At 48.8% G+C, this 25691-nt stretch carries 18 protein-coding genes; 13 read left to right on the top strand and 5 right to left on the bottom strand.

The window, feature by feature from the left end; translation table 11 throughout:
* Nucleotides 1–64: 64 nt before the first annotated feature.
* Entirely contained in the window at nucleotides 65–1777 is a 1713-nt protein-coding gene (locus tag BQ7117_RS05915) for an ABC transporter ATP-binding protein/permease (RefSeq protein WP_084789952.1), read from the top strand.
* Between the two features lie 3 nt (nucleotides 1778–1780).
* Nucleotides 1781–3439, top strand: a complete 1659-nt coding sequence (locus BQ7117_RS05910; RefSeq protein WP_073996626.1) for an amino acid ABC transporter ATP-binding/permease protein — start codon at nucleotides 1781–1783, stop codon at nucleotides 3437–3439.
* 2 nt (nucleotides 3440–3441) lie between these two features.
* Here BQ7117_RS05910 and pdxS read toward each other — a convergent pair whose 3' ends face one another.
* Entirely contained in the window at nucleotides 3442–4323 is an 882-nt protein-coding gene (gene pdxS, locus BQ7117_RS05905; RefSeq protein ID WP_073996625.1) for a pyridoxal 5'-phosphate synthase lyase subunit PdxS, read from the bottom strand.
* A gap of 119 nt (nucleotides 4324–4442) precedes the next feature.
* Between pdxS and pdxR the strand changes: the two genes are divergently transcribed.
* The 6 genes from pdxR (at nucleotide 4443) to BQ7117_RS05875 (ending at nucleotide 13995) form a co-directional block, all read left to right on the top strand.
* On the top strand, nucleotides 4443–5960 hold the full coding sequence (gene pdxR / locus BQ7117_RS05900; protein WP_073996624.1) for a MocR-like pyridoxine biosynthesis transcription factor PdxR: 1518 nt from the start codon (nucleotides 4443–4445) through the stop codon (nucleotides 5958–5960).
* Nucleotides 5961–6097: 137 nt separating this feature from the next.
* On the top strand, nucleotides 6098–8893 hold the full coding sequence (locus BQ7117_RS05895; protein ID WP_237563066.1) for an ATP-dependent helicase: 2796 nt from the start codon (nucleotides 6098–6100) through the stop codon (nucleotides 8891–8893).
* The gene (locus BQ7117_RS05890; protein ID WP_073996623.1) at nucleotides 8880–10826 is read left to right on the top strand and encodes an acyltransferase family protein; all 1947 of its coding nucleotides are present in this window, start codon (nucleotides 8880–8882) and stop codon (nucleotides 10824–10826) included. The genes BQ7117_RS05895 and BQ7117_RS05890 overlap by 14 nt, the downstream gene beginning before the upstream one ends.
* A gap of 59 nt (nucleotides 10827–10885) precedes the next feature.
* Nucleotides 10886–12349, top strand: a complete 1464-nt coding sequence (locus BQ7117_RS05885) for a cell division protein PerM (RefSeq protein WP_143273984.1) — start codon at nucleotides 10886–10888, stop codon at nucleotides 12347–12349.
* 66 nt (nucleotides 12350–12415) lie between these two features.
* Complete coding sequence (locus BQ7117_RS05880) at nucleotides 12416–12673, top strand: DUF3017 domain-containing protein (protein WP_073996621.1); 258 nt, start codon at nucleotides 12416–12418, stop codon at nucleotides 12671–12673.
* Nucleotides 12670–13995: a hemolysin family protein gene (locus tag BQ7117_RS05875; RefSeq protein WP_073996620.1), complete on the top strand. Its 1326-nt coding sequence runs from the start codon at nucleotides 12670–12672 to the stop codon at nucleotides 13993–13995. The genes BQ7117_RS05880 and BQ7117_RS05875 overlap by 4 nt, the downstream gene beginning before the upstream one ends.
* A 138-nt stretch (nucleotides 13996–14133) precedes the next feature.
* Here BQ7117_RS05875 and BQ7117_RS05870 read toward each other — a convergent pair whose 3' ends face one another.
* Nucleotides 14134–16440 carry a 6-phosphofructokinase gene (locus tag BQ7117_RS05870; protein WP_073996619.1) on the bottom strand — a complete coding sequence of 769 codons (2307 nt, stop codon included), beginning with the start codon at nucleotides 16438–16440 and terminating at the stop codon, nucleotides 14134–14136.
* A 188-nt stretch (nucleotides 16441–16628) separates the two neighbouring features.
* On the opposite strand from BQ7117_RS05870, the gene pgi reads away from it, so the two are divergent.
* Nucleotides 16629–18308 (top strand): glucose-6-phosphate isomerase, encoded by a 1680-nt coding sequence (gene pgi / locus BQ7117_RS05865; RefSeq protein ID WP_073996618.1) that lies wholly within the window; start codon nucleotides 16629–16631, stop codon nucleotides 18306–18308.
* Nucleotides 18309–18373: 65 nt separating this feature from the next.
* The gene (locus BQ7117_RS05860; protein ID WP_073996617.1) at nucleotides 18374–19372 is read left to right on the top strand and encodes a malate dehydrogenase; all 999 of its coding nucleotides are present in this window, start codon (nucleotides 18374–18376) and stop codon (nucleotides 19370–19372) included.
* A 73-nt stretch (nucleotides 19373–19445) separates the two neighbouring features.
* On the opposite strand, the gene BQ7117_RS05855 is transcribed toward BQ7117_RS05860, so the two are convergent.
* Together BQ7117_RS05855 and BQ7117_RS05850 are read right to left on the bottom strand one after the other, a co-directional pair.
* On the bottom strand, nucleotides 19446–19664 hold the full coding sequence (locus BQ7117_RS05855) for a hypothetical protein (protein ID WP_073996616.1): 219 nt from the start codon (nucleotides 19662–19664) through the stop codon (nucleotides 19446–19448).
* Nucleotides 19661–21172, bottom strand: a complete 1512-nt coding sequence (locus tag BQ7117_RS05850; RefSeq protein ID WP_073996615.1) for a PspC domain-containing protein — start codon at nucleotides 21170–21172, stop codon at nucleotides 19661–19663. The genes BQ7117_RS05855 and BQ7117_RS05850 overlap by 4 nt, the downstream gene beginning before the upstream one ends.
* A 134-nt stretch (nucleotides 21173–21306) precedes the next feature.
* Between BQ7117_RS05850 and BQ7117_RS05845 the strand changes: the two genes are divergently transcribed.
* Together BQ7117_RS05845 and BQ7117_RS05840 are read left to right on the top strand one after the other, a co-directional pair.
* Nucleotides 21307–22593 carry an ATP-binding protein gene (locus BQ7117_RS05845; protein WP_073996614.1) on the top strand — a complete coding sequence of 429 codons (1287 nt, stop codon included), beginning with the start codon at nucleotides 21307–21309 and terminating at the stop codon, nucleotides 22591–22593.
* Nucleotides 22594–22646: 53 nt separating this feature from the next.
* Nucleotides 22647–23303: a response regulator transcription factor gene (locus BQ7117_RS05840; RefSeq protein WP_073996613.1), complete on the top strand. Its 657-nt coding sequence runs from the start codon at nucleotides 22647–22649 to the stop codon at nucleotides 23301–23303.
* Nucleotides 23304–23376: 73 nt separating this feature from the next.
* Here BQ7117_RS05840 and purU read toward each other — a convergent pair whose 3' ends face one another.
* Nucleotides 23377–24225, bottom strand: a complete 849-nt coding sequence (gene purU / locus BQ7117_RS05835) for a formyltetrahydrofolate deformylase (protein ID WP_073996612.1) — start codon at nucleotides 24223–24225, stop codon at nucleotides 23377–23379.
* 175 nt (nucleotides 24226–24400) lie between these two features.
* Here purU and glyA point away from each other — a divergent pair, with 175 nt between their 5' ends.
* The gene (gene glyA / locus BQ7117_RS05830; RefSeq protein ID WP_202613025.1) at nucleotides 24401–25690 is read left to right on the top strand and encodes a serine hydroxymethyltransferase; all 1290 of its coding nucleotides are present in this window, start codon (nucleotides 24401–24403) and stop codon (nucleotides 25688–25690) included.
* Nucleotide 25691 lies beyond the last annotated feature (1 nt).

Here is a 25691-nt window from a genome sequence, read left to right as displayed (position 1 = left end):
TGTTCTTACCGTTCTCATTTTTGCCGGCTTAATTGCGCAAAACAGCTAATTTAGTTACCTTGATATGGTGGTTAAGAGAGGTAAACCTAAGATAATTTCGGCAGCTGGGCGTTGGGGCACTCGGCAGGTGGCAGTTTTACGTTTAGCTAGTCTGCTAAGCGCAGCAATCACTATTATCTGCATTGGAAAATTGCTAAATACCTATATAGCAAGCAATAAATACGTATTTATAGCTTTGTTGGCAGCGATTATAGGTGGTATTTGTGCATTTCTAGAAGTTCTCAGCGGGGTATGGGCAGCCCGGCGCGAAGAAATCCGGCTGCGGCGGGCGCTTTTAGAATCTCTCTATGCTTCTCCGCAGATGGCGATACGGGAAGCGGGTGCCTATGAGCCAGCGCAGGTGGTGACGCTACTAAATGATCACGTGGAGCGTACTACCGAATTTCGGCAAAATTATTGGGGATCTACCCAAGCTGCCTTGTTGGCGCCATTCTTAATTTCTTTTTATATATTCTTCGCAATAGATAAGCTCCTCGGAGGATTATTTTTTATAGCTTTGCCAGCTGTGCCGCTTCTAGCGGGGGGATTTATGCGGCTTTATCGAAAGCGATCTCGGCTTTCGCGCGCGCGCCGCGCCCAGCTGGCGGGGAAGTACCTAGATGCCATTCGTAACTTAGTACCTATCCGGCTCTTAGGGGCAGGTGAACGGGTAGAAACAGATTTGCGGCAGGTGGGAGAAGCGAATCGGCGTTCTATCATGCGTATGCTAGCTGGAAATCAGGTAGTGATTATTATTCTGGACGGAGCAGTCTCGTTGTTGCTCATTACGATGAGCATTGCGGTATCTCTGCTTCGTTTACAGGCGGGAATAATTACGGTGGGTGAAGCTATTACCGTCGTGCTGCTTCTAATGATAATTTTAGAGCCCATTGAGCAGGTGGCCGGATTTTTCTATGTGGGAATGGGTGGTCTAGCGGCGCAAAAAGCTCTCCGTAGATATTTGGCAGCGCACCCGCGCTCAGTGCAGAACTTAACTACTGCTGGGGATTCTGCCCGCGTGCCCTCTATTTCGGCAGATCCAGCAATTAAAGCGCAGCATATTTCCTATGCGTATGGAGAGAATACGGTATTAAAAGATGTAAATTTAGAAGTTCTCAGCGGAAGCACGGTCGCTATAATTGGTGATTCAGGCTGCGGAAAAAGTACCTTTATTTCCTTACTCAGTGGCCAGATTCCAATGCAGGGCGGCGAGTTAGAAATCGGCGGAGTGTCTGCTACTTCCAATAATGTGGCGTCAATTCGGGCGGCTTCGGCCACCGTAATGCAGCGTTCGTGGCTATTTAGCGGCACTATTGCGGAGAATCTCTACTTTGCAAATCCGCAAGCTACGGAGGCCGAGCTTTGGCAGGCTTTAGAGGCAGCTAATATAGCTGCGGATATTCGCCGTATGCCCCAGCAGCTACATACTGACGTAGGAGAAGGGGGAGATTTGCTTTCCGGTGGGCAAAAGCAACGGATATCTCTGGCACGGGCCCTGCTCAGTGGGCGAGAAATTCTCTTATTCGACGAAGCTACTGCACATGTGGATTACGAATCGGAGGCTTTGATCACCAAAGCTATTGCTTCTTTAGCTACGCGGAAAACGATTGTACTGGTGACGCATCGGCATTCTTTATTGAAAATTGCCGATGTTGTGTACCGCTTAGAGGGTGGCGTCTTAAAAAAGGTGGATATTGCCGGCATGGAGTATACGGAAATGGCCAGCGGTGAGGAGTAGAAAATGCCCAAAATAAAAGTGCGCAAGATACTACTTTGGTTAGCTTCGATTACTCGCCCTGTACATAGAGCGCTCTTGCTTTCTATTGTGATGCGATTTTGCTCCCAGACCCTGAATATCTTACTTTTTGCAGTGGGAGCAGGCGGAATAATAGCCGTGTGGAGAGGAAATGCTGAATTTTCCAACCTTTTGACGGCACTGGTGGTAATGGCAGTATTAAAAGCAATCAGCGCTTATTTGGAGCAATTCTCGGGGCATTTTGTGGCTTTTAAGGCCTTGGAATTGCTTCGTACGCAGGCTTTTTCTTTGCTCTGGCCAAAATCGCCTTATATCGTCACCCGCATTAAATCTGGTGACATGCTCGCTTCTCTTACTCGCGATATAGACCGCATAGAAGTACTCTATGCGCACACAGTAGCACCAGTGCTAAGTGGAATTTTTATTCCGCTTTTCTTCACCATTGGCGCCGGAATTTGCTGGGGCTGGAATTTGGTCTGGGCTCCCTTGCTTTGCGTACTGCTAGCTATTTTCGTGGTTCCCTTTATCGGGTTTCGCGCGGGTTTAGCGGAGACGGAGCAATTGCTGCAGGTGCGCCGCGACCTTGCCCAGCACGTGACTGATTCGGTATTCGGTGCTGAAGAAGTGACGGTATATGGACAGGAAAAAGTCCGGGTAGCAGAGATGGGGGAGCTCGGAGAAAAAATAACTTTCCGCGCAGTACGCAGTGCAATTCCTCCCGCGTTGCGCAGGGGAATTAGCTTCACGCTGCCATTATTTTCTATGCTGGGAGTTTTCGTCAGTGCGCGCAGCGCCGGTACTGATCCTTGTTTGCTAGCTGTGCTGCTCGGAGGATGCTTGAAACTTTTTGCGGGGACGCGCGATATTGCGGCGGCGGTAGACGATGGGAGCTTTTCCTTGGCGGCGGCACAGCGGCTCTACGAAATCTGCCACGCGGATACCAAAATTAAAGACGGAAATATAGTATTTTCCCCTACGGCTCCGGTAGCAGTGGAGTGGCGTAAAGTCAGCTATAGCTATCCGGAATCCGGTGGAAAACCAGTATTGAAAAATCTTTCTATGCGAGCGGAAGCTGGGCAAAAATCTATTATTACGGGTGCTTCGGGAACGGGAAAGTCTACGGCGGTGCAGCTGCTTCTGCGCTATGACGATCCAGATGCGGGAGAAATTTTCTTAGACGGGCGGCCTGTCCAAGATTACACTTTAGATTCTCTCCGCCGCGGTGTGGCTTTCGTGCCTCAGCGCGCGCAGCTACTCAACTCCACTATTGCAGAGAATTTACGCTTAGGAAATGCGCAGGCTTCTGCGGCTGATTTATGGAAAGTGCTGGAAATAGTAGAACTAGCTGACTACATTTCTTCTTTGCCACAAGGTCTCGATACTCCTACCGGCACCGAAGGAACTGCTCTTTCGGGCGGACAGCGTCAGCGGCTGTGCTTGGCGCGCTCCTTACTAACTAATCCGGCAGTTTTAGTATTAGACGAATTCAACGCCAATCTAAATGCAGATTTAGCAGAGAGAATCCGCTGCCGTCTAGATAGAGAATTTCCTTCTCTTACCACTGTGGAGATCACTCACCGGGCCGATATAAAAACTCCAGCAGATTCCTTATTTGTGCTAGACGACAGCGGATCAATTAGCTAAGTTTACCGACCTTCCATAATTACCTGAATTTCATCGGGGTTAATTCCCACCATTGCTTCGCCGAGCCCCCGGGATACATCAGCAATAAGAGCTGCATCTTGGTAATTAGCTACCGTACGTACAATAGCATCTGCACGCTTCGCTGGATTTCCACTCTTAAAGATGCCGCTGCCTACAAAGACGCCTTCTGCTCCTAGCTGCACCATTAAGGCAGCATCTGCCGGAGTGGCCACTCCGCCGGCGGAGAAATTTGCCACCGGAAGTTTGCCAGTGCGGTGAATTTCTTGCACTAAGGCAAGTGGAGCCGCTAGTTCTTTGGCGATAGTGAAAAGTTCATCTTCGGGCAGGGCTGCTACTTTGCGCATTTCAGCTTGGATGGTGCGCATATGGCGTACGGCTTGAATTACATCGCCGGTGCCGGCTTCACCCTTTGTGCGAATCATAGCTGCACCTTCAGCTATCCGCCGGAGTGCTTCTCCTAAATTACGTGCTCCGCAGACGAACGGAGTGCGGAAAGAATGCTTATCGATATGGTGCATATCGTCGGCGGGGGAGAGCACTTCGCTTTCATCGATATAGTCAATCCCGATTGCTTCCAGAATTTGCGCTTCTACGAAATGCCCAATCCGGCATTTGGCCATGACGGGAATGCTTACGGAGTCTTTAATTTTATCTATTAAATCCGGATCGCTCATGCGGCTGACTCCGCCGGCGGCGCGGATATCGGCGGGAATCCGCTCCAGAGCCATCACTGCCACTGCTCCGGCGTCTTCGGCAATTTTTGCCTGTTCGGCCGTGGTGACATCCATAATAACTCCGCCTTTGAAAGTTTCAGTTAAGGCGCGTTTTTCCGCTATATTGATTGATTCTTTTGCAGTTTCCATAAGTCATTCCTTATATTTTGGCTGATAATTCTTACAAAACTTGACCTTAGCCGTAGACTAGCCTTAATGATAGATGCAAAATAGGATTATTCGTTAATGCCAGATATAGGGTCAGAGAAATGCTTGCTTATGATTTAACTAAACGGGGGTCCCAGCCTCTCTATGCTTATTTATATGCTTTAATCAGGGCAGATATTGAAAGAGGGGTGCTTAGAGGGGGAGAAAAATTACCAGCGAAACGCACTTTGGCGCAGCAACTGGGTATAAGCCAGATTACGGTAGAGGGAGCCTATAACCAATTACTGGCGGAAGGATATATCTACACTAAAGAACGCCGCGGTACTTATATAAGCGATTTAGCTGCCCTGGAATCTTCTTCCACGGCGTCGGCATCCGCAGCAAATTTTGGGCAAAGAGTAGCAGCGGTGGGTACTGAAGAGAGACAAGCAGTTAATCGGACAGCTGGCCAAGCGGAGGTATTCTCGGAGAAAAGCTTTGAAAGAAGTTTTACGAGAAGCGCCGAAAGAAGCTTTGCGAAAAGTGTTTCTTTTACGGGATTTCCGCTGCGGAGTTGGGGTAAGACGATGCGAGCAGTGCTTAATCAGTTGCCGGAAGCTAAATTGGCGGCTCCAGCCCCACCGGCCGGGATTCCCGAATTGCGGATAGCGATTGCGCGGCATTTACGGCAAAACCGTTCTCTTTTAGCAGATCCGCAAAATATCTTAATCGGAGCGGGAGCGCAGGTGCTCTATGGGATAATTGCGCAACTACTAGGGAAAAATAATTTATACGCGCTCGAAGACCCCGGCTACCAGCGTCTTACTAATCTTTACGCTGCTCAGAATATTCCGACAGTGCATATCCCGCTCGATACAGAAGGAATAGAAATAGGAAGACTGCGTGAAAGTAAAGCACAGGTGGCTCATATTATGCCCTCGCATCAATATCCGAGTGGTTTAGTCACTTCTGCTTCGCGCCGTTATGAAATACTGGCGTGGGCACTAGAAAAGCCAAATCGTTACATCATCGAAGATGATTATGACTGTGAATATCGCTTAGCTGGCTTGCCGATACCGCCGCTGCAAAGTATTGATACCGGTGGGCGGGTAATCTATACCAATACTTTTTCTAAGACGTTGGGGCATTCGCTGCGCATTGCCTATGCGATATTACCGCCGCCTCTTATGAAGAAATTCCAAAAAAACTTAAGTTTTTATTCCTCTACTGTTTCCACAATCGAGCAGTTTGTTTTAGCGAAATATATTGAAGACGGAGCTTATGAACGCCACTTGAATCGTTCGCGTACTTCCTACCGGCATGTTCGCGATACGATAATTGCTGAGCTCAATTTAGAGAAATATCCGGATATAAAAATTTCTCACGCTGATTCCGGCTTGAGTTTTTTGCTTATGATTCCATCTCACTGGTCGCTGCGCCGGGATATGCTGGGGAAATTCCCAGCTGGAATGGGATGTCTAGCCGATTTTTCGGCAGCGCCGCCGGCGCAAGCTCGCCGTTATGAGCGCCAGTTAGTAGTAGATTACAGCGGAATCAGCAAAGAAAATGCCGCGCAAAAAGGCCGCGAAATGCACCATTTCTTGCAAAAACTACTTCCAGAATTTTCGATAGCTAAGTAGTGTTTCGGTAGCTAAGTAATGTTTCGATAGCTAAGTAATGTTTCGATAGCTAAGTAGTGCGGAAAAAAGAATATGTGGCTCTATTAACCGAGTGCCGCAAGGTACTTTTCCGCGCCGTTGAGTAGGCTGAGAGTGTTATGAACGATAAAGCAGTGCACTCTGCCTATTTGGCAGCCATGGAAAGAATACAGCAGCGCCTAGAAGCAACGGAAAAATCGGCGGAAAAACCGCAGCCAGCAGGCAATTCTGGAGGCGATTTGCAGTCGCGCGGAGTAGCGGGAGAGGCAGCGCGCGCGGCAACGGGAGAAAAATTTAATTCACAATTGGCCCTACCGCGCCAGCCGGCCGTAAATCCGTATTTGGCGGAGCGGATAGAAAAAATAGTAGCCGGGCTTAACCCACGTCAATATGAAGCAGTTGTATATGAAGGTGCACATCTTCTGGTAGTAGCGGGGGCGGGCAGCGGTAAGACGCGCGTACTGACTACTAGAATTGGTTTCTTAATTGCGAGTGGTAAAGCAAATGCCGAGCAGATTCTCGCTATTACTTTTACTAATAAAGCAGCTAAGGAAATGCGCGCGCGCCTAGCTACTATGCTGGGAGCAGTGGGGAAGGGAATGTGGATTTCTACTTTTCACTCTGCCTGTGTGCGTATTTTGCGTGCAGAGCACGATAAATTGGAGATACGTTCTGCTTTTACTATCTACGATACGGCTGATTCGCGCCAACTCTTGAAAATCGTTTGTGCAGAAGAAAATATTGATAGCAATCTTTATAAACCCAGCCGGCTATTGAATCGGATATCGAAGCTGAAAAACGAGATGGTTTCGGCTACCGAAGCAGCAGAGCGAGCGCAGAGTCGGGATGAATTAGTAACGGCGCAGGCATATTTGGGGTATCAGCAGCGTTTACGGGCGGCCAACGCCATGGATTTCGATGACCTCATTATGAATACGGTATTGCTCTTTCGCCGTCACCCGGAAGTGTTAAATAACTATCGGCAGCGATTCCGCTATGTGCTAGTGGATGAATATCAGGATACGAATATCTCTCAATATGAGTTGATTAAATTACTGGCCGGCGATTCCAGAAAGCCTATTCAGCAGGATCCGCTTCTTGGAGATACCCCAGCCGTATCACTGACGGTGGTGGGAGATGCCGATCAGTCTATATATGCTTTTCGGGGCGCCACTATTAGTAATATCGAAAATTTTTCGCAAGATTTTCCCGGCGCACAGACGGTGCTTTTAGAGCAAAATTATCGTTCTACCCAGAATATTCTTACGGCTGCCAATGCCGTAATTTCTAATAATTCACATCGACAGAAAAAGAATCTCTGGACGGAACTCGGGGCGGGAGAAAAATTAACTGGCTACGCGAGCGGAACGGAGAAAGAAGAAGCGAAATTTGTGGCGGAAGAAATTGCGGATTTGGTCGATTCTGGATATGCCTATGGAGATATCGCCATATTTTATCGCACTAATGCGCAGTCTCGAGCTTTTGAAGATCAGTTGGTACATGAGCATATTCCTTACCAGGTAGTAGGGGGTACTAAGTTCTATGACCGGAAAGAGATCAAAGATGCTCTTGCCTACTTGCAGGCAGTCGCAAATCCAGACGATACCGTGTCGATGCGGCGAATTTTGAATGAGCCGAAGCGGGGATTGGGAGCAAAGACGGAGGAACTCCTGGCGGCGCATGCACGCCAATGGGACATTTCGTTTGGGTCTGCTCTGGAAGATGCACTGGGGGAAACTGCCCGAGAAGTAGTGGGGATTTCTCCGCGGGCGCAGAAAAAAATTCAAGAACTCTGGGATTTACTAGTAAAGGCGCGGAAGCGGGCAAAAGCAGGAGATTCTCCCGTAGAAATTTTAGACGATGTGCTGGATGAGAGCGGATACCTAGATATTTTGCAAAATTCGAAAGATCCGCAAGATGCAGCGCGTTTAGAGAATCTCGCTGAGCTGCGGGCAGTGGCAGAAGAATTCCGGGTGGCGGAGCCAGAGGGTACGCTGCAAGATTTCTTGAGTCAGTTAGCGCTCGTAGCAGATACTGATCAGCTCCCCGCGGAGGAAGATAAAGGCGAAGTAGTGCTGATGACGGTGCATACTGCCAAAGGTTTGGAATTTCCCGTCGTCTTTGCTACTGGCTTTGAAGATGGCACTTTCCCCCATAATCGCTCTAAGAATTCTCCCGAAGAACTGGCCGAAGAACGGCGGCTTGCTTACGTGGCTTTGACGCGCGCGCGCCGGCGGCTCTACATTACTTTTGCTTTACGCCGGATGCAGTGGGGGGCTCCGCAAGATTTGCTGCCTTCCCCATTTATTGCAGAAATACCGGAAGAAGTAATTACCTGGCGCCAGCAAGTAGATGAGGTGCCGAGTGGTGATTTTTCCTCCTCTTATCGCAGCTACGGGCGCCGTGATATTTTTGATGGTTATCGGGAAGAAGATTTTGCTCCTCCTATTGGTTCTGGTCGGGCATTCGTGCCGGGGCGTTTAGATGGTGGTACGGAGAATGAAGTACATTCTGTGCGCAGAACTAATGGAGCTAGAAGTACAGGTAGTGAAGCTAAGGATAGGGCAGTAGTATCTGCAGCTTCATCTGCATCGCGGCTTTCTCCGCGGGCGGCAAGTGAGAAAACGGGCGGCAGGGTGCAAAAATCGCTAGCGGAAGTAAATAGCGCTGCGGCGGCGAGTAACTCGGAGGAAGTAAAGCAAAACTCGGCTTCGCGCCGAGCCACGCCCACTCCGCAAACCGGGGGATTGAAAATTAGCGATAGAGTAATCCATAAGACATTTGGAAAAGGAGAAATTCTGGAATTTACGGGCAGCGGAAAATCTACGGTAGCGGTAGTGAAATTCACGAGTGGAGCTACTAAACGGTTACTGCTGCGCTACGCTCCCTTGGAAAAATACCATGAAGCAGAGTAAGCAGACTAAACAGCCTAAACAGGCTCAACAGGTAAGAAAGCCTTCCGCTCGGCAGTATTTGGCCCACGATCCTGGCGGTTATATTCCGGGACTAGATGGGTTGCGAGCTTTTGCCGTCTGCTTGGTAATTCTTTACCACATATCGCCAGCTGTATTTCCAGGCGGCTTTCTAGGCGTCGATATTTTTTTCGTGCTTTCCGGATTTCTCATTACCACGCTACTGGTGCGAGAGCTGCGGAAAAATAGCCGCATAGATTTGCAAAATTTTTGGAAACGCCGTATTCGTCGGCTGCTCCCGGCGCTGGTTTTTCTAGTAATTACGGTGGTGCCGCTGGCGCTGCTCACTAATAAAGATTTGCTGGTAGGAATTGCGCGGCAGGTGCTCGGAGCCCTCACTTTCTCCACCAATTGGTTAGAAATAGCGCATGGTAGTTCCTATTTTGACTCCACCACTCCTTTACTTTTTAAGAATTTTTGGTCACTCGCCATCGAAGAGCAGTTCTACGTATTGTGGCCGCTGTTTTTCCTGCTTCTCTTAGCGATTTTTCGCAATCCGCGCCACCGCCTCCTGGTAGTGGCGTCCCTCGGAATCGCCTCCATGATAGCTATGGCAGTTTTGTACAATCCTGCCCAACCTACGCGAGTATATTACGGGACTGATACCCATGTCTTTGGTATTAGCTGCGGCATTATTCTCGCGTTGCTATGGACAGGGAAAAGTAGCACTGTGCTTTCCCATCCGCATTGGGTGCAAAACGGTAAATATTATGGTTACGGCGCACTGGCTCTGCTCTGCGGGGCGGCACTGCTTCTGCCCGGAGATAGTGCTTTCGCTTTTCGAGGAGGAATGCAGATCACTGCACTGCTCGTATCGGCATTGCTCGCTTCACTTCTGCAACCGCAATCTTGGTTGGCAAAAGTAGGAGAACTGCGCCCGGTAAAATGGCTGGGAACCCGTTCTTATGCCGTATACCTCTGGCATTGGCCGATTCTCGTAATCTCGGGGGTGCTTTTTCCAGCCGCCGTCTCCAGCTCTGCCTACTGGATACGTAGCTTACTGGCAGTGGTGGTTACGGGAATAATATGCGAATTTTCCTATCGGTATATCGAGAATCCGGTGCGTACAAATGGGATTCGCGCTAGCTGTAGAGCTGCTTATAAGGCAGTGCGCACCTATCTCTATCCGAAGATAATTGCCTTCGTAGTAATAATTTTACTGGTAATGACGGGCATAGCTCTGGGGGTTGCGCCGGAAAAAAGCCAAACGCAACTCGCCATTGAAAAGGCCGAAAAAGAAGCTGCTGCAGCGCCAAAACAAAACGCGCCGGAGCCTGTTTTGGATATTCCGCCTGCCCGTCCGGTAGAAAAAACCGGAATGGATAAGCTATCTCCGCAGCTCAATACCTCTCCGCCAGCACCGGAGGAAGTCACTGCTATTGGGGATTCGATGTTTTCGGCAGCTAAAACCGGTTTGGATTATGCTTTACCTGGAATTAACTTGCTCGCTAAATCTAATCGACAGTGGAAAGATGCTCCGCAGGTAGTGGCGGAAGGATTAAAAGCAGGTGAAATTCGCCGAGCTGTAGTGATTTCTTTCGGCACTAATGCGGGGGTAACGGATCCGCAGTATGTACATCAAGTAATTCAACAGCTGGGGCCAGAGCGAATGATTCTCTTGGTGAATCTATATTCACCTTCTGATTTTATTGACAGCTCTAACAAAGCCTTAGCAGATATAGCGCAGCAGTATGCCAATGTTTCTTTAGTCGATTGGCATAAAGTCGTCTATGAAAATCCAGATTTATTGCAAGTAGATGCTACGCATCCCTCTATTGCGGGCGCTAATGCGCTGGGGAATTTAATTAAAGAGAGCTTAGCGCATCAAGCGGCAGAATTAGCGGCACTGCAAAATAAGACCGTATCTACGCCTTAAGTAGCATAGGCTTGAATAGTAGAGAATACTGATTTAACTAGTTAAGGATGCCGCAGGATATGGAAAAGCCAGTCTTTAATGCCCGGCGAATTGTTTTGTTGGGTAAGACGGTATTGCCGCCTTTCCTTTTTTCCAGTGTTTTTACGGTGTTGCTGGTATCTCTCTGCTATGCGCCGACTGCTTCTGCAGCTGCTCTTGGCGATACTACTTGGGCAGATGCCGCGCGTTTCGGGGCACAATGGTGGCTGATGGCTTTTGGAGCCACTATTAAAATTCAAGGTGCAGCGCTTTCCTTAATGCCTACTCTTATTACCGTCTTGGTGCTAGCAGAGCTATATCGAGGTTTACGAAAAATAGATATTGCCAGCTGGGGAGAAGCCGGGCAAGTGGTGGGAATAGTCTTGGCCTTCATTGCGGGGGTTGGATTTATTGCTCGGCCGGCCGGTCCCTGGTGGACGGTCTTTATTGGCGGCGCCGCACTTAGTTTCGTCATTATTGTGGCGGCAGCCGGAAAAAATTTACTCCCGGCCGGTACCTGGCAGAAGTACCTACTTGCGGCAGTGCCACGCCTGCGCTGGGTGGTAAAGGTGGTACTTATCTGTGGAATACTGGCTTTGGCAGCAGGGGTCATAAGCGGCTGGGAAAAAGTGGCAGAAATTCACAGCATGTATCAGAAAGGCCTCGGGGGAAATCTGGGCTTAGTAGTGGTACAGATATTCTATTTGCCAAACTATCTAGTTTGGGGAATTGCTTGGGCACTAGGTGCCGGGGTGCATTTAGGATTAGGCTATACATCTTCTATTTTGGGTACCCAGGCAAATCTTTTGCCTGCTTTGCCAGTATTGGGCATACTTCCGGCGGGGAATATAAATACTCCCTGGCTGGTATTACTGCCAATTCTTATTTTTGCCATACTCGGAGTGCTGCTTACGCGCGTAGGTAAATTTAATACCGAAACTTTAGGAGAGTTAGTGCGCAGTACCCTAATTTCTACTCTGCTGGCGGCATTGCTATTAGCACTATTAGCTTTAGCTACTTCTGGTTCGCTCGGTGCAGGGCAGATGGCTTATTTTGGGGCGCGCCCGGCTGCGGTGGCGGCCTTTACGTTATTAGTAGTGGCTTTGCCGATGCTATTGGCTTCGGTATTGGCACACCCACTTATTGGAAAAATTACCCGCGCGCGGCTGCGCTATTGGCGCGGGCTTTACGGCGAGCGCAAACAAAAAAATGCGGTTGGTTCTGCGCCGCTTAGTAGTTCTGCGCCTGCTGACAATTCCGCAGTTGCCAGTGCGAAAAATGCAGATGGTGCAGTTAATGCACCGAGTGTAGCCAGCTCATTAACTACCTCGAGCATGTCCAGCCCCGTTAGTATGCAAAGTGCAGTTAGTGCAGAGAGCCCGGCTAGCGTACAAAGCGAAACTAGTGCAGCGCGCGCAGATGCGGAGATAAGCGCGGTCACCGCAGTAACTGCCCCTACCACTGCAAGTGCTCCTAGTGCTCCGAGCGCTGACAGTCCGCAATAGTCCGCAATAGCGTGATCAGATGGCCACTATTTCTTTCCTAACTCTATATCCGCTAAAGTGGAGAGCATGAAAGGTCTACCGCCTATCGGATATTACGGAGTGCTCCTAATTTGGCTTTTGGTAGCAATAGGGGCTGCTTTTCTTGCCAATGTGCGAATTGCCGCTTTAATAATTGCCGGAGGGTTACTCGGGCAGGGAGCACTGCGCCTTTCAAACCGGGAATACTTGGTGCCGCAGGTGCGGGGAAAATTTTTTGATGTCGCACTTCTGTTGCTCTGTGCAGGAGGATTATTCTATTTAGGAATGTGGGGCACTGCCCAGTGAATAGTATTTTGCTAAATCTTTTCTTTGTATTTCTTTTTACCTTAGTTGGAGCTTTCTTCGCTGCCTCAGAGATGGCTCTCGTATCTTTGCGGCAGACGCAGATAGATGCCATGGCGGAGAAATCAAAAGCGGGCCGAAAAATTAAAAGTCTCACGGCAGATTCCAACCGTTTTCTCTCGGCCGTGCAAGTCGGAGTTACTTTAGCAGGTTTCTTTTCCGCTTCGTTTGGAGCCGCCCAAATCGCACCTTTAGTGGCGCCGTGGTTTATGGGATTTTTAAGCAAAGGTGCCGCTTTGGCGACTGCTTTTATTCTCACCACTATTTTTATCTCCTATTTATCGATAATTTTCGGGGAATTAGTGCCAAAACGCTTGGCACTGCAGAGTGCAGAAACGTTTTCCCTACTAGTGGCCTACCCGTTAAGCTGGATTACTTCTTTACTGCGTCCGGTGATTTGGTTTCTCGGGTTTTCCACCAATTTGGTGCTGCGGTTATTGCGCCGCGATCCCACCGCACAGCGGCAGGGAATGGATGCGGAAGAATTGCGCTCCTACGTATCAGGCTATGAGGCGATACCGCAGACAGAGCGGGATATGCTGGTAGAAATTCTCTCCGTCAGCAATCGCTCGGTGGAAGAGATAATGACGCCGCGTACGGAAGTAGATTTCTTAGACGCGACTGAAAAAATTGCGGACGTGCAGAAAATAGTAAATTCTTTAGAACATTCGCGTTATCCCGTGCGTGATAATTCTAATGACGATGAAATTATTGGTTTTATTCATCTGCGCGATTTAATTAATCCCGATCCTAGCTTGCGCACCGTCCGAGAATTAGTGCGGCCAATTATGTTTTTCCCCGAAGGTAAACCTGTATTGGCGGCACTCACCGAAATGCGTAATCAGAATGCACATTTGGCGGTAATTGTAGACGAATACGGCGGTACAGACGGTATCTGCACTATAGAAGATGTGGTCGAAGAATTTATTGGGGAAATTCAAGATGAATACGACCGCGAATTACCAGGAGTGCGGGAAATGGCCACCGGTGGAGAGGTTTCCGGTTTGCTCGGGCGCGCCGAAGTACATAAATATCTCGGCATTGAGCTTCCAGAAGGGCCTTTCGACACCTTGGCTGGATTTCTTATAAATGAATTGGGAAGAATGCCGCAAGTGGGAGATAAGGTAGAGTACGGAAATTATCGATTCACCGTTACTTTACTTGATGAACGCAGGATAGATCGAGTGTACGTGGAAGAAAAACAGCTCGGAGCTAATATAACTCCGGCCAGCCCGGCTGCTCCCGCGGCAGATTCTGCAGAGTAGCATTCTATCTCGGTAGAATTAACTGCGCGAAAATCCGGAGATACGGAAACTTGGAAATACGGAAATATGGAAATCCGGAAACCCGGAAATCCGCGCGTGCGAAAATCCGAAAATTAAGTTTTCGTAAATTGCTAAAAATTAATCTTCGAGAATTTCTAAGGCGTGTAGCGGGCGCTGAAAATTAGGATCTGCTACTACGTAGAGTACATCTTCCAACCCTAGCCACCAGGTAGAATAGGGGAGGCGGTCTTCCATATCTATATAGTCAGTCATATGCTTGAGCGGGAACGACTGTATCTTCCCATCTTGCTGACCAATAAACCAAGAGCGCTTCCCGTCGTTTTCCAGTTCGGTGCGCAGTACGTCGATAGCCGAGTTGACCATACGTACCGCCAGGGTCCTGTCGAAGGGAGAAGGATTACCGCCTTGCTGCATATGCCCCAAAATAGAAGAGCGCACATCGAATAGTCCGCCTCCTTCTTCCTCAAAAATACGGGCAATAAAATCACTCGTATAGTAGGCAGAAGCCATTTCGTTGCGAATCACTAAGTAGAGTTTTCTCCCTTTTTCAAAAGCGTTAATCATGCGCTTGGTATCGTCTGCTAATTGGGTAAGGGTAATGCCGCGTTCGTAGAGATAGACCTGTTCAGCTCCAGTAGCTATCGCACTCATTAGTGCCAAATAGCCATTCTTCCGTCCCATAGTTTCTGCTACGAAGCAGCGTTTTGATGCTGAAGCGGATTGTTTAATTCTATCCAGAGTCTGCACCACATTATTAAGGGCAGTATCAGCACCGATACTCAAATCAGAGCCAGGTAAATTATTATCGATACTAGCCGGTACGCACACCATCGGAATCCGGAATCCGGGGAATTTATCCCGTTCCTGAATCATATCGTATACCGCTTTATATCCTTTGAATCCGCCTATTACGAGCAGGGCATCTAATTTCAACTCTTCAATTGCGCGGGAGAGTTTATAATATTCTTCTACCTCTGCAATTGTGCGGCGGGTGCCCAGTTCCGCGCCGCCATCTTCTGCCCAGCCTTCTACGTCGCTCCATTCTAAATCGCGAATTTTCCCTTCCATAAGCCCCGGGAATCCGCCTTGAATTCCCAGCATATGGAAGCCGCTATCGATTCCCAATTTTACCGCCGCTCGCGCAGCTGGATTCATCCCGGGAGCTAGACCTCCCGCGTGGAGAATTGCGACGCGAGGTGGGTTGGAGAAAGTAGCATTTTGCCGAGGCAAAGGGGAAGATATCGTATTGAAAATTTCGATTGCTTTTCGATAGCCGCTACCGCGGGAGTCAATTGCCTCTTCCCAATTTTGCTCCTGTAGATAGGTCTTTATCTGCCGGGTGTTCTTAATTGTTTCCATCATGGGAAGTTTCCGCAGCTTATTGCTGTCGGTAGCGATAATGAAAGGTTCATAATCGCTGCCGGCGTGGATGGTCTCATAGGCGGCAGTGTATCCCAGTAGGGTAGACATCCAGCGGTCATAGGCGGAGGGAGTGCCGCCGCGCTGCACATGCCCGAGAGCAGTAATACGAGCGTCTTCCCCGAGATTCTTCTCCAGTACTTCCTTCACCATCAGGGAAGTAATGGGGTTTCCTTCCCGATCAGTGGCGCCTTCTGCCACAATTACCAGTGAATCGCGCCGGCCATTTGCCCGTCCGCGCCGCAGCTTCTCACACATATCGTTTTCCCAGCCGGGAACCGGGGGAAGCTCGGGAATAAATACGTAATCGCAGCCGCCGGCAATTGCGCTCATAAGCGCTAGATAGCCGCATCTTCTGCCCATTACTTCAATAATGAAAGTGCGTTGATGAGAAGCGGCAGTAGAAGAAATAGCGTCAATCGCCTCTACAATTCGGTGGAGAGCCGAATCGGTGCCGACCGTCATATCGGAACCGACTAAATCGTTATCAATAGAGGCAATTACCCCTGATATATAAAGTTTTCGGTGCGCTGCAGCTACTTCGGCCGGTATTGCTCCCTCTGCTACTAATTCGTCTAACAGCTCTGGCCAGAGTTCCCGCAATTCATCGGCCCCCGATTGGGTGCCATCGCCACCAATGATGACCAGCCGGTCTATGCCCTGCTTTACTAAATTACAGACGGCCTTTTTGATACCGGTGCGCTCGCGAAATTCGGTGCTTCGGGCGGTACCAATAGCAGTGCCACCTTTAGAGAGAATACCAGATACATCGCGCCAGCCCAGTTTTTGAATAAAATCTCCGCCGCTGACTGCCCCTTTCCAACCTTCGCGAATAGCATAGGGAGTAGCACCTTCCTGCAAAGCAGTACGTACAACGGCGCGTACTACCGCATTCATACCTTGTGCGTCGCCTCCGGAAGTGAGCACGCCTATTTTTATATCTTTGCCCGCGCTGTGGGGGCTAAGCTCCGCCGCTGGCTGCGGGGAATTAGAGGTGTTCTGCACGGTAATCTCCTCATTCTGTGCATTGCGGAAATTTTTCCTAACCACCCTGAGTTTACGCCATTACCAGAGCTTTCGGGGATTTAATCTGCGAAAAATTTGCAAGTCTCGCTCGATAGCGAATTTTAATTAATTAAAATTGCGCAGCACGTTAAACTACTTATGAGAGTTACCTATATAAGGAGATAGTTATGGGAGAAAAGAATTTAGCGAATCCGCCAATCGACCCACAGCAAACTGCGGCGTGGAAGCGGCTGGCAGATTTACAGAAAAATATGGAAGTAGATTTTCGCACCTGGTTCTCTCAAGATCCCCAGCGAGCGCAGAAATTTACTTTCCGCGCCGGCGATTTATTTGTCGATCTTTCGAAGAGTTATTTGACAGATGAAGTAAAAGAAGCCCTCCTAGAGCTAGCTGCCGAAGTGAAAGTAGCACAGCGGCGCGATGCGATGTTTGCCGGAGAAGTCATAAATGTGACGGAGCAGCGTTCAGTATTACATACTGCATTGCGTCGGCCGGCTGGCGATACTTTAGAAGTGGGCGGAGTAGAAGTAGTAGCGCAGGTACACTCGGTATTAGAGCGTATTTATGATTTTGCGCGGAAAGTCCGCAGTGGTCAGTGGGTGGGAATTACGGGTAAACCACTCACCACGATTGTGAATATAGGTATAGGTGGTTCCGATTTAGGCCCGGTCATGGCTTACGAGGCGCTCCGGCCCTATGTGCAGCCCGGGTTAGACTGCCGTTTTATCTCCAATATCGATCCCACGGACGTCGGTGAAACTTTGCGAGATGTAGATCCGGAACGGGTACTTTTTATTATTGCTTCTAAGACTTTTACGACTCTAGAAACTCTGACTAATGCTCGCCAAGCGCGCAACTGGTTCCTCACTCAGCTCCAGCAGGCCGGTATCTCCACCACCGGTGCCGTAGCAAAGCATTTCGTTGCTGTTTCTACCAACTTAGAAAAGGTAGCGGAATTCGGAATCGATCCGCAGAATGCTTTTGGTTTTTGGGATTGGGTAGGAGGGCGCTACTCAGTAGATTCTGCAGTGGGCACCGCACTGGCAATCGCTATCGGCCCGGAGAATTTTGCAGAGTTTCTCGCGGGTTTCCATGCGATAGATAAGCACTTTTGTACTAGTCCAGTGGAAGAAAACGTGCCGCTCTTAATGGGCTTACTCAACGTGTTCTACTGCAATTTCTGGAAAGCGGCCACGCACGCCGTCTTGCCCTATGCGCAGTATTTACATCGTTTCCCGGCCTATCTGCAGCAGCTGACGATGGAATCGAACGGGAAACGGGTGCGCTGGGACGGCACGCCTTGTACCACTACCACCGGAGAAGTATTTTGGGGAGAGCCAGGCACAAATGGTCAGCATGCTTTCTATCAGCTTATTCACCAAGGTACGCAATTAATTCCGGCGGATTTTATTGCCTTTGCTAATCCGACTTTCCCCTTAAAGGACGGCGCCCAGGATCAGCATGAACTTTTCTTGGGTAATTTCTTTGCACAGACGAAAGCTTTGGCTTTTGGTAAGACGGAGAGTGAAGTGCGGGCCGAGGGAACTACGGAAGAAATCGTGACTGCGCGAGTATTTCCGGGGAATAAACCGACTGTCTCAATTATGGCTCCGGCTCTTACCCCCAGCGTACTCGGGCAGTTGATTGCACTCTATGAGCACATTACTTTTGTGCAAGGAGTGGTATGGGGAATTGATTCCTTCGATCAATGGGGAGTAGAGCTGGGTAAGCAAATGGCAAAAGAGCTAACTGCTGCTGTGGCCGGTGATCGGGAAGAGATTGCGCGGCAAGATTCTTCTACCCGTTCTTTGATTGAGTATTACCAAGAAGAGCGCCGGAGAAGCTAATATAGATACTGGTGGATATGCCAAGTGGGTTTCCACTTACGATAATAATTTTAGGAGTGACATAGATGGCAGAACTCAAAAAGCCGGTAAGCGTAACTGTGACCGGTGCTGCTGGAAATATTGGCTATGCTTTGCTTTTCCGCATTGCTTCCGGAGCGTTACTTGGAAATGATGTGCCAGTGCGTTTGAATCTTTTAGAGATTCCGCAGGGAATAAAAGCTGCAGAAGGCACCGCTATGGAGTTGAACGACGCCGCTTTCCCGCTGCTGGATTCAATTAATATTTATGACAATCCCAATCAGGGATTTGAAGGTGCAAATATCGCAATCCTAGTAGGTGCGCGTCCGCGTGGAAAAGGCATGGAAAGAGCCGATTTGCTCGAAGCAAATGGTGGCATTTTCGGGCCGCAAGGTAAAGCGATTAACGATCACGCTGCTGATGATATTCGCGTATTAGTAGTAGGAAATCCGGCCAATACCAATGCGGTGATTGCCGCTCATTCGGCTCCGGATGTACCGAAATCTCGTTTTACCGCTATGATGCGCCTCGATCATAATCGGGCAATTGCACAGTTGGCCGAAAAGACGGGTACTAAGGTAGCCGATATTGCCAAGATGGTGGTCTGGGGTAATCACTCTGCCGATCAGTATCCAGATATTTCTTGGGCTACTGTAAATGGAAAAGCTGCTACGGACTTGGTAGAAGAAGCTTGGTTGCAAGATTACTTTGTACCGACAGTGGCTAAGCGGGGCGCCGCCATTATTGAAGCTCGGGGTGCTTCCTCGGCTGCTTCAGCGGCTGCAGCAGCAATTGACCACGTCTACAACTGGGTAAATGGCACTCCAGAAGGCGATTGGGTGACTGCCGGTGTTTGGTCGGATGGTTCTCATTACGGAATTCCGGAAGGTCTTATCTACGGTATGCCAGTTACCTCTCGCGGTGGAGATTGGGAGATCGTGGAAGGCCTGGAGCTTTCTGAAGCTACGAAAGCACAGATTGCCCACAATGCGGATGCGGCAGAAGCAGAGCTCGCTACCGTACGTAAATTAGGTTTGATTAAGTAACCTGATATTGCATATTTGAAAAGCCGGAGCCGGGAAATTACTTCCCGACTCCGGCTTTTATTTTCTCATTATCCTATTTTTCGCTCTCTACTTCTAGGTTGGGAGAGTCAACAGAAGTAGTGGCGTTTTTATTGGTGGGTAAGAATACTCCCAGCAGGATTACAGCGGCGAGTGTTATCAGGGTGACGATAAGTAGAACTCGTAGATCTATAGTGCAACCGGTACCAAAGAGAATGGCGGCAATCCCCATAATCATCGTCAAAGTACCTAAAATCGTGGTAGATATTCTCATTTCTCTAATCCTTTCGTCTCTACCCAAGCTTTCTCGTCTACTCCAACTGGAGGTTCTCCATACACCTGTACTTGCCCAAAACTGAGATACATATATACGTGGGCGGCATGGCTGCTATCTTGCACTGCAGCAGGTGAATAGAGAGTAGTTTCTTCGTCTTCATATAAGCGGTAATAAGATTCGGAATCTATTACTTGGTCGGTATCCACCGGGTATTCATCAGCTATGGTGAAAGTATTTTCGGTGAAATAGGGGCGGCGCGGAGCAGCACTAGCTGGTGGAGCAGTATTTATCTTTGCAGCGGGAAGCAGCGTGCTCTGCCCTTTTTCCACTACTTTCCAACTGCGTAGATGATAAATCTGCATCGTGCCGTATTTTCCACCCTTTATATGTAAAATTACGGGCACATCTTCATTTATGTTTATCTCGGTCGTCCCAATGGCTGCCTGGAAATGGTAGGTGTTATCCGGCTGAAATCCGCTCAAAGGTCGAGGTGGGATCAGGAAAAGTGCTTGCACATTCTTTGTATTTCCGGTGATCGGGGAAGCGTAAAATACCTGGGTATTTTTTTCGGTCAAGAATTGGGAAGGAATACACGCCGCAAACGTCACAGCCGGCAGGACAGCGAGAAGCGATAACCAAGTGAAAAAGGTGAGCCAAGTGGCGCGCTTACCGCGAATACCGGCTACAGTTACGGAAATTCCCAATACGGTGAGTGCTCCGCCGCTAGCTGCGAGCCAAGCTCCGAGCGTGGAAGAGTAAAAGAGGAGAATCCCGGCAAAGGTCAAGAATATCGCTACCACAGTAAGTGCAATATAGCGCGAAGATACTTGTGGGGTAATGGGGAAGTGGTCAGCTTCGGAGAAAGGCTCATCGGTTGCTTTCACCGCAGTGGCGGGGGCGGAACTGTCAGTAAAAGTGGAGTTATCGGTAAAATTATAGGCATTTGCGCTGGAGTAATTGGTAGTATTCTCGGCATTTGTGCCATCTGAGTTTGCGGTAGGGGCCAAATCTGGGTTTAGTGCAAGATTCAGATCCGAGTTTGGAGAAGGTGGCATATTTGTGTTCTGGTTTTGGCGTAACTCAGGGTGTTTACGTGCCCGCCCCCACGCCAGAATAGTTATAAAAGCAAAAGCTATTAAGCAAATAATGGCGAGCGGCGTCAAGAAAACCTGGCTTATTCCTAAAATTGCGCGGAATACATAGCTGGTGGAAGAAAAACCGAGGATGATAAAAATTATTGCAATAGCGAGACTCGGAGTTGGTTGCCCGTTGAGTGCATCTTCTAAAACAATTTTTTCACTTCGGTATTCGGGAATAATTAGCCAAAATACTCCGTATAAGAAAAGTGAAATTAAACCGACGGGGAGTAGCAGCAGTGCTAAGAGGCGTACGAAGGTGGGGGCTAAACCCCAGCGATGTGCCAATCCGGCACAGAGCCCGCCGAGCATCTTATCGTTTGTGCGGCGATAAGGATAAGTCCGCATAGTTGCAAAAAATGTTTTCATATTTCTTATTCTTAATGGATACAGAAGTGCTATCTACCCTGAAACACCCCGAATTGTCCCTGATTTATGGAGAAAAACCCTGATTTATCTGGAAAAGATTTCTCGTAATTAGAAAAAGATGAGAATATCAAAATATGAGTTCTTTACCGCAGGAAGAATACGCAGATTTACGAGCTACGTGGGCAAAAAATCGCCCCGTATTGGCGCGGCGGCATCCCTATATGATTGCTGGAGTTTGCCGAGGTCTAGCCGTACATCTGGGCGGCTCGGTAAAGTGGTGGCGCCTTTGCTTTTTAATTTTTTCTTTTACTCTGATCACGCCATTTCTCTATATCTTCTTCCTATTTACTCTTCCACATATCGCGAAAAATGAGGAAATTCCGCTCCAGCGCCGGCGGTTGATTCCTCCGTTACAGGAGAATACCAAGACCAGCGATCAAAGAATTTATGTAGCTATTTTATTGCTGTTGGCAGCAGTAATTTTAAGTATTTCTTTTGTAGATTCCTGGGCATATCCCCGCCGAATCACGTTTCCGATTTTACTTATAGTGACGGGAGCGGGAATAGCTTGGACGCTCCCCAGCGCGGCTAGTAGGAGAGATATATTATTTGCGGCCGGTGGATCAGCCGTCGCCGCTATCGGGGGAGTATTAATGGTCACCGCGGGCAGCGAATTATCTCCAGTATTGGCAGGTCTGGAATCCGGAATTGCCGTAGTAGTGGTATTGGCATTGGTGCTTTATCCAGTAGGAATACGCATGGAGCGCAATTTGCGCCAAGCAGCAGTAGAAAAAAGCCGTGCCGATGCCAGGGCTGATATAGCTGCGCATCTGCATGATTCTGTATTACAGACTCTGGCTTTGCTCCGGGCACGAGCTGATGATGCAGAGGCAGTGCGCCGTTTAGCACGCACGCAAGAGCAAGAATTACGCAGTTATCTATATGCCGATAGAAAAGACAGCGATACTTCTGCTGCCACCAAGTTACAAAAGATTTCCCAAAATTTGGAGCGGCAGTATGGGGCGGAAGTAGAAACAGTAATTAGCGGCGATATAGTGCCCACTTCTGCCATTCAAACGGCTTTGGCAGCCGCGCGCGAAGCGATTACTAATGCCTGTAAATACGGTGGCAATATGCCGATATCCGTCTACGCAGAGTTTGGGGAGCAAAATTGCCAAATTTGGGTGCGTGATCGGGGCCCGGGATTTGACCCTGCTGATATTCCCAGTGACAGAGCGGGAATTCGGGATTCTCTTATCGGAAGAATGCAGCGAATCGGGGGAGAAGCCCTAGTGCGTTCTCCTTTACCGAGTGGGGGCACGGAGGTCTATATTGGTTATCGGCAAGGAAAACCAGACTTAGATGTGCCGGTGGAAGAAAAATCTACACCGATTGCTGATAAGCAGATAAAAGCGGAGTAATTTTTCTGCGCTAATAACTAGCGGAATTCTGGAAGCGGGAAAAGAGACATTTAATGAAAATTATTTGTGTAGACGACCATGATTTAGTGCGAGAAGGCATCGTACTGCAGATTACCCAGCAGCGCCCAGATTTCCAAGTGGTAGGAGAAGCTGGTTCAGTAGAAGAAGCTATAGAAGTAATTTCTACTACTCCCTGTGATGTCGTATTGCTAGATGTGCATCTCCCGGGTGGAAACGGCGGCGGCGGAGTCGAAGTAATAAAGAGAATTCAGCATCAGCTGGCATCTCCTCCTAAATTCCTCGCACTCTCGGTATCGGATGCGGCGGATGACGTAGTGGCTGTAGTGAGAGCAGGCGCGCGCGGTTACGTCACTAAGTCAATAAATGGTAAAGAGCTGACTGCTGCTTTGGAGCTGGTAGTAGGAGGTGACGCCGCTTTTTCTCCGCGATTAGCTGGATTCGTTTTAGATGCTTTTGGAGGCGGCCGCGCCGAAGTAGCGACCTACGATGAAGAATTAGATAAACTTTCGGCGCGAGAGCAGGAAGTAATGCGGCTAATTGCGCGCGGCTATACTTATAAAGAAACTGCGGCGGAGCTTTTTATATCTATAAAAACAGTTGAGAGTCACGTATCGGCAGTGCTGCGGAAACTACAACTCTCCAATAGGAAAGAACTTTCCCGCTGGGCAGGTCTGCGCGGTTTGGATTAGGGGCGCGCTATTTAGATAAACAGCGCAGAGCACAGTTTTAGTATCGTGCAGCATAGATCAGCTATTTAAGAATCTAATTAAAAATAACTGTACGAGTGCCGTTGAGAAGTATGCGATGCTCTGCATGCCAGCGTACCGCGCGTGAAAGTACTTGCCGCTCTACTTCCGCGCCTTTTACAGCTAAATCAGCTGGAGTATCGTCGTGATATACGCGTACTACGTCTTGCTCGATAATCGGGCCTTCGTCTAAATCAGACGTCACGTAGTGAGCAGTAGCGCCGATAAGTTTTACCCCGCGGGCATGGGCTTGCGCATAGGGACGGGCCCCCTTAAAAGAGGGCAGGAAAGAGTGATGAATATTTATAATGCTTCCCGCCAGTTTCTCGCAGAGTTCTGGAGAAATAATCTGCATATAGCGCGCGAGCACCACCAGTTCCACTTTTCTTTCCTCGATAATTTCAAGTAATTTTTCTTCCGCAGCTGCTTTTGTCTCTTTGGTAATAGGAATATGAAAATAATCTGCTTTATAAAAATCAGCTAAGGGGCGGAGAATTTCATGGTTACTTACCACGCCGGCAATTTCAATGGGGAGCCGCCCATCATGCTGTTTAGTAAGTAAATCAGAAAGACAGTGCGCCTCTTTAGAAGCCATAATAAGAGTGCGAGTGGGGCGAGGAGCTTCGGAAATGGTGAAAGTCATTTGAAAATTAGCTGCTAACTGTGCAAATGCTGCCTCGATAGTGCTGCGCCCACCCGGTACATTTGCCTTAATACGAATAAAAAACCTATCGGTAGCGGCATCGTTATATTGCTGCGATTCTAAGATATTTCCGCCTACCGAAGCCAGTAAACCGGTTACGGCGTAGACGATACCGGGCTGGTCGGGGGAATACATAGTGAAAATAAGCGTTTCCGAAGTCATTTTTCCAGCATAGAGGAAAGCGGAGAAAAATCGAAATTAGCCACAATAGGATAAACTTATATTTTGCTTTAACCACATCGTGGGCAGAAAATGAGGAGCCGCTTGCAGTGATATATGCTGAGGAAGTGGAAGTGCCGCCGGGTAATAGGCCGGCAGCAAAGGAGGAACTTTTATAATGGTGGAAGATTTATTAAATGCTCCTTTAGCAGAGCTGGATCCGGAAATCGCTGCTGTACTGGATAATGAATTGGATCGACAGCGCCATACGCTGGAGATGATTGCTTCGGAAAATTTTGTGCCCCGCGCAGTAATGCAAGCACAGGGATCAGTACTTACCAATAAATATGCGGAAGGATATCCGGGGCGGCGTTATTACGGTGGTTGTGAATTTGTAGACGTCGCCGAAAATTTGGCAATCGAAAGAGCAAAAAAAGTATTTCATGCCGGATTCGCGAATGTGCAGCCACACTCGGGAGCGCAGGCCAATGCGGCGGTTTATCATGCTCTAGCTAAACCGGGTGATACGGTGCTGGGATTAGAACTCAGCCACGGCGGTCACCTCACACATGGGATGAAAATTAATTTTTCGGGCCGCACCTATAACTGTGCATCTTATGGGGTAGATGAGCAAGATTATTTAATACATATGGACGCAGTGCGGGAAAAAGCTTTAGAAGTGCGCCCCCGGATAATTATTGCAGGCTGGTCGGCCTATCCGCGGCATATTGATTTTGCTGCTTTCCGCGAAATAGCTGACGAAGTGGGCGCCTACTTGTGGGTAGATATGGCACATTTTGCGGGGCTAGTGGCAGCTGATCTCCACCCCAGTCCGGTTCCTTATGCCGATGTAGTGAGCACTACTATTCATAAGACAATTGGTGGGCCACGTTCGGGAATGATTTTAGCTAAATCGGCGGAGCCGCTGGGGAAGAAAATCAATTCCGCCGTATTCCCTGGGCAGCAAGGCGGGCCACTTATGCACGTAATCGCCGCCAAGGCTATTGCGTTGAAAATTGCACAGACTGAGGAATTCCGGAATCGCCAGCTTCGCACTCTGGAAGGTGCGCGCATTCTGGCGGAGCGTCTACTGGAAAAAGACGTGGCAGATGCAGGCGTTTCGGTACTTTCGGGCGGTACAGATGTGCATTTAGTATTAGTTGATTTGCGTAACTCCGCAATGAACGGGCAAGAAGCGGAAGATCTGCTGCATGAAGTGGGAATTACGGTAAATCGGAATTCTATACCTTTCGATCCTCGCCCGCCGGCTGTCACTTCGGGATTGCGGATTGGTACTCCAGCTCTGGCCACGCGAGGCTTTGGAGAAAAGGAATTCCGGGAAGTGGCCGATATTATCGCTCTTACGTTGCGCGAGGGGAAGAATGCCAATGTGGAACAGCTACAAGCGCGCGTAGCTAAACTGACTGCGGATTTCCCTCTTTATCCTGGCTTGGAGCAAACTAAATAAT

The organism is Arcanobacterium urinimassiliense (assembly GCF_900119495.1).
Classification (GTDB): Bacteria; Actinomycetota; Actinomycetes; order Actinomycetales; family Actinomycetaceae; genus Arcanobacterium_A; species Arcanobacterium_A urinimassiliense.
Note: the sequence above shows the minus strand (reverse complement) of the source record. Positions and strands in the feature narration are given on the sequence as shown.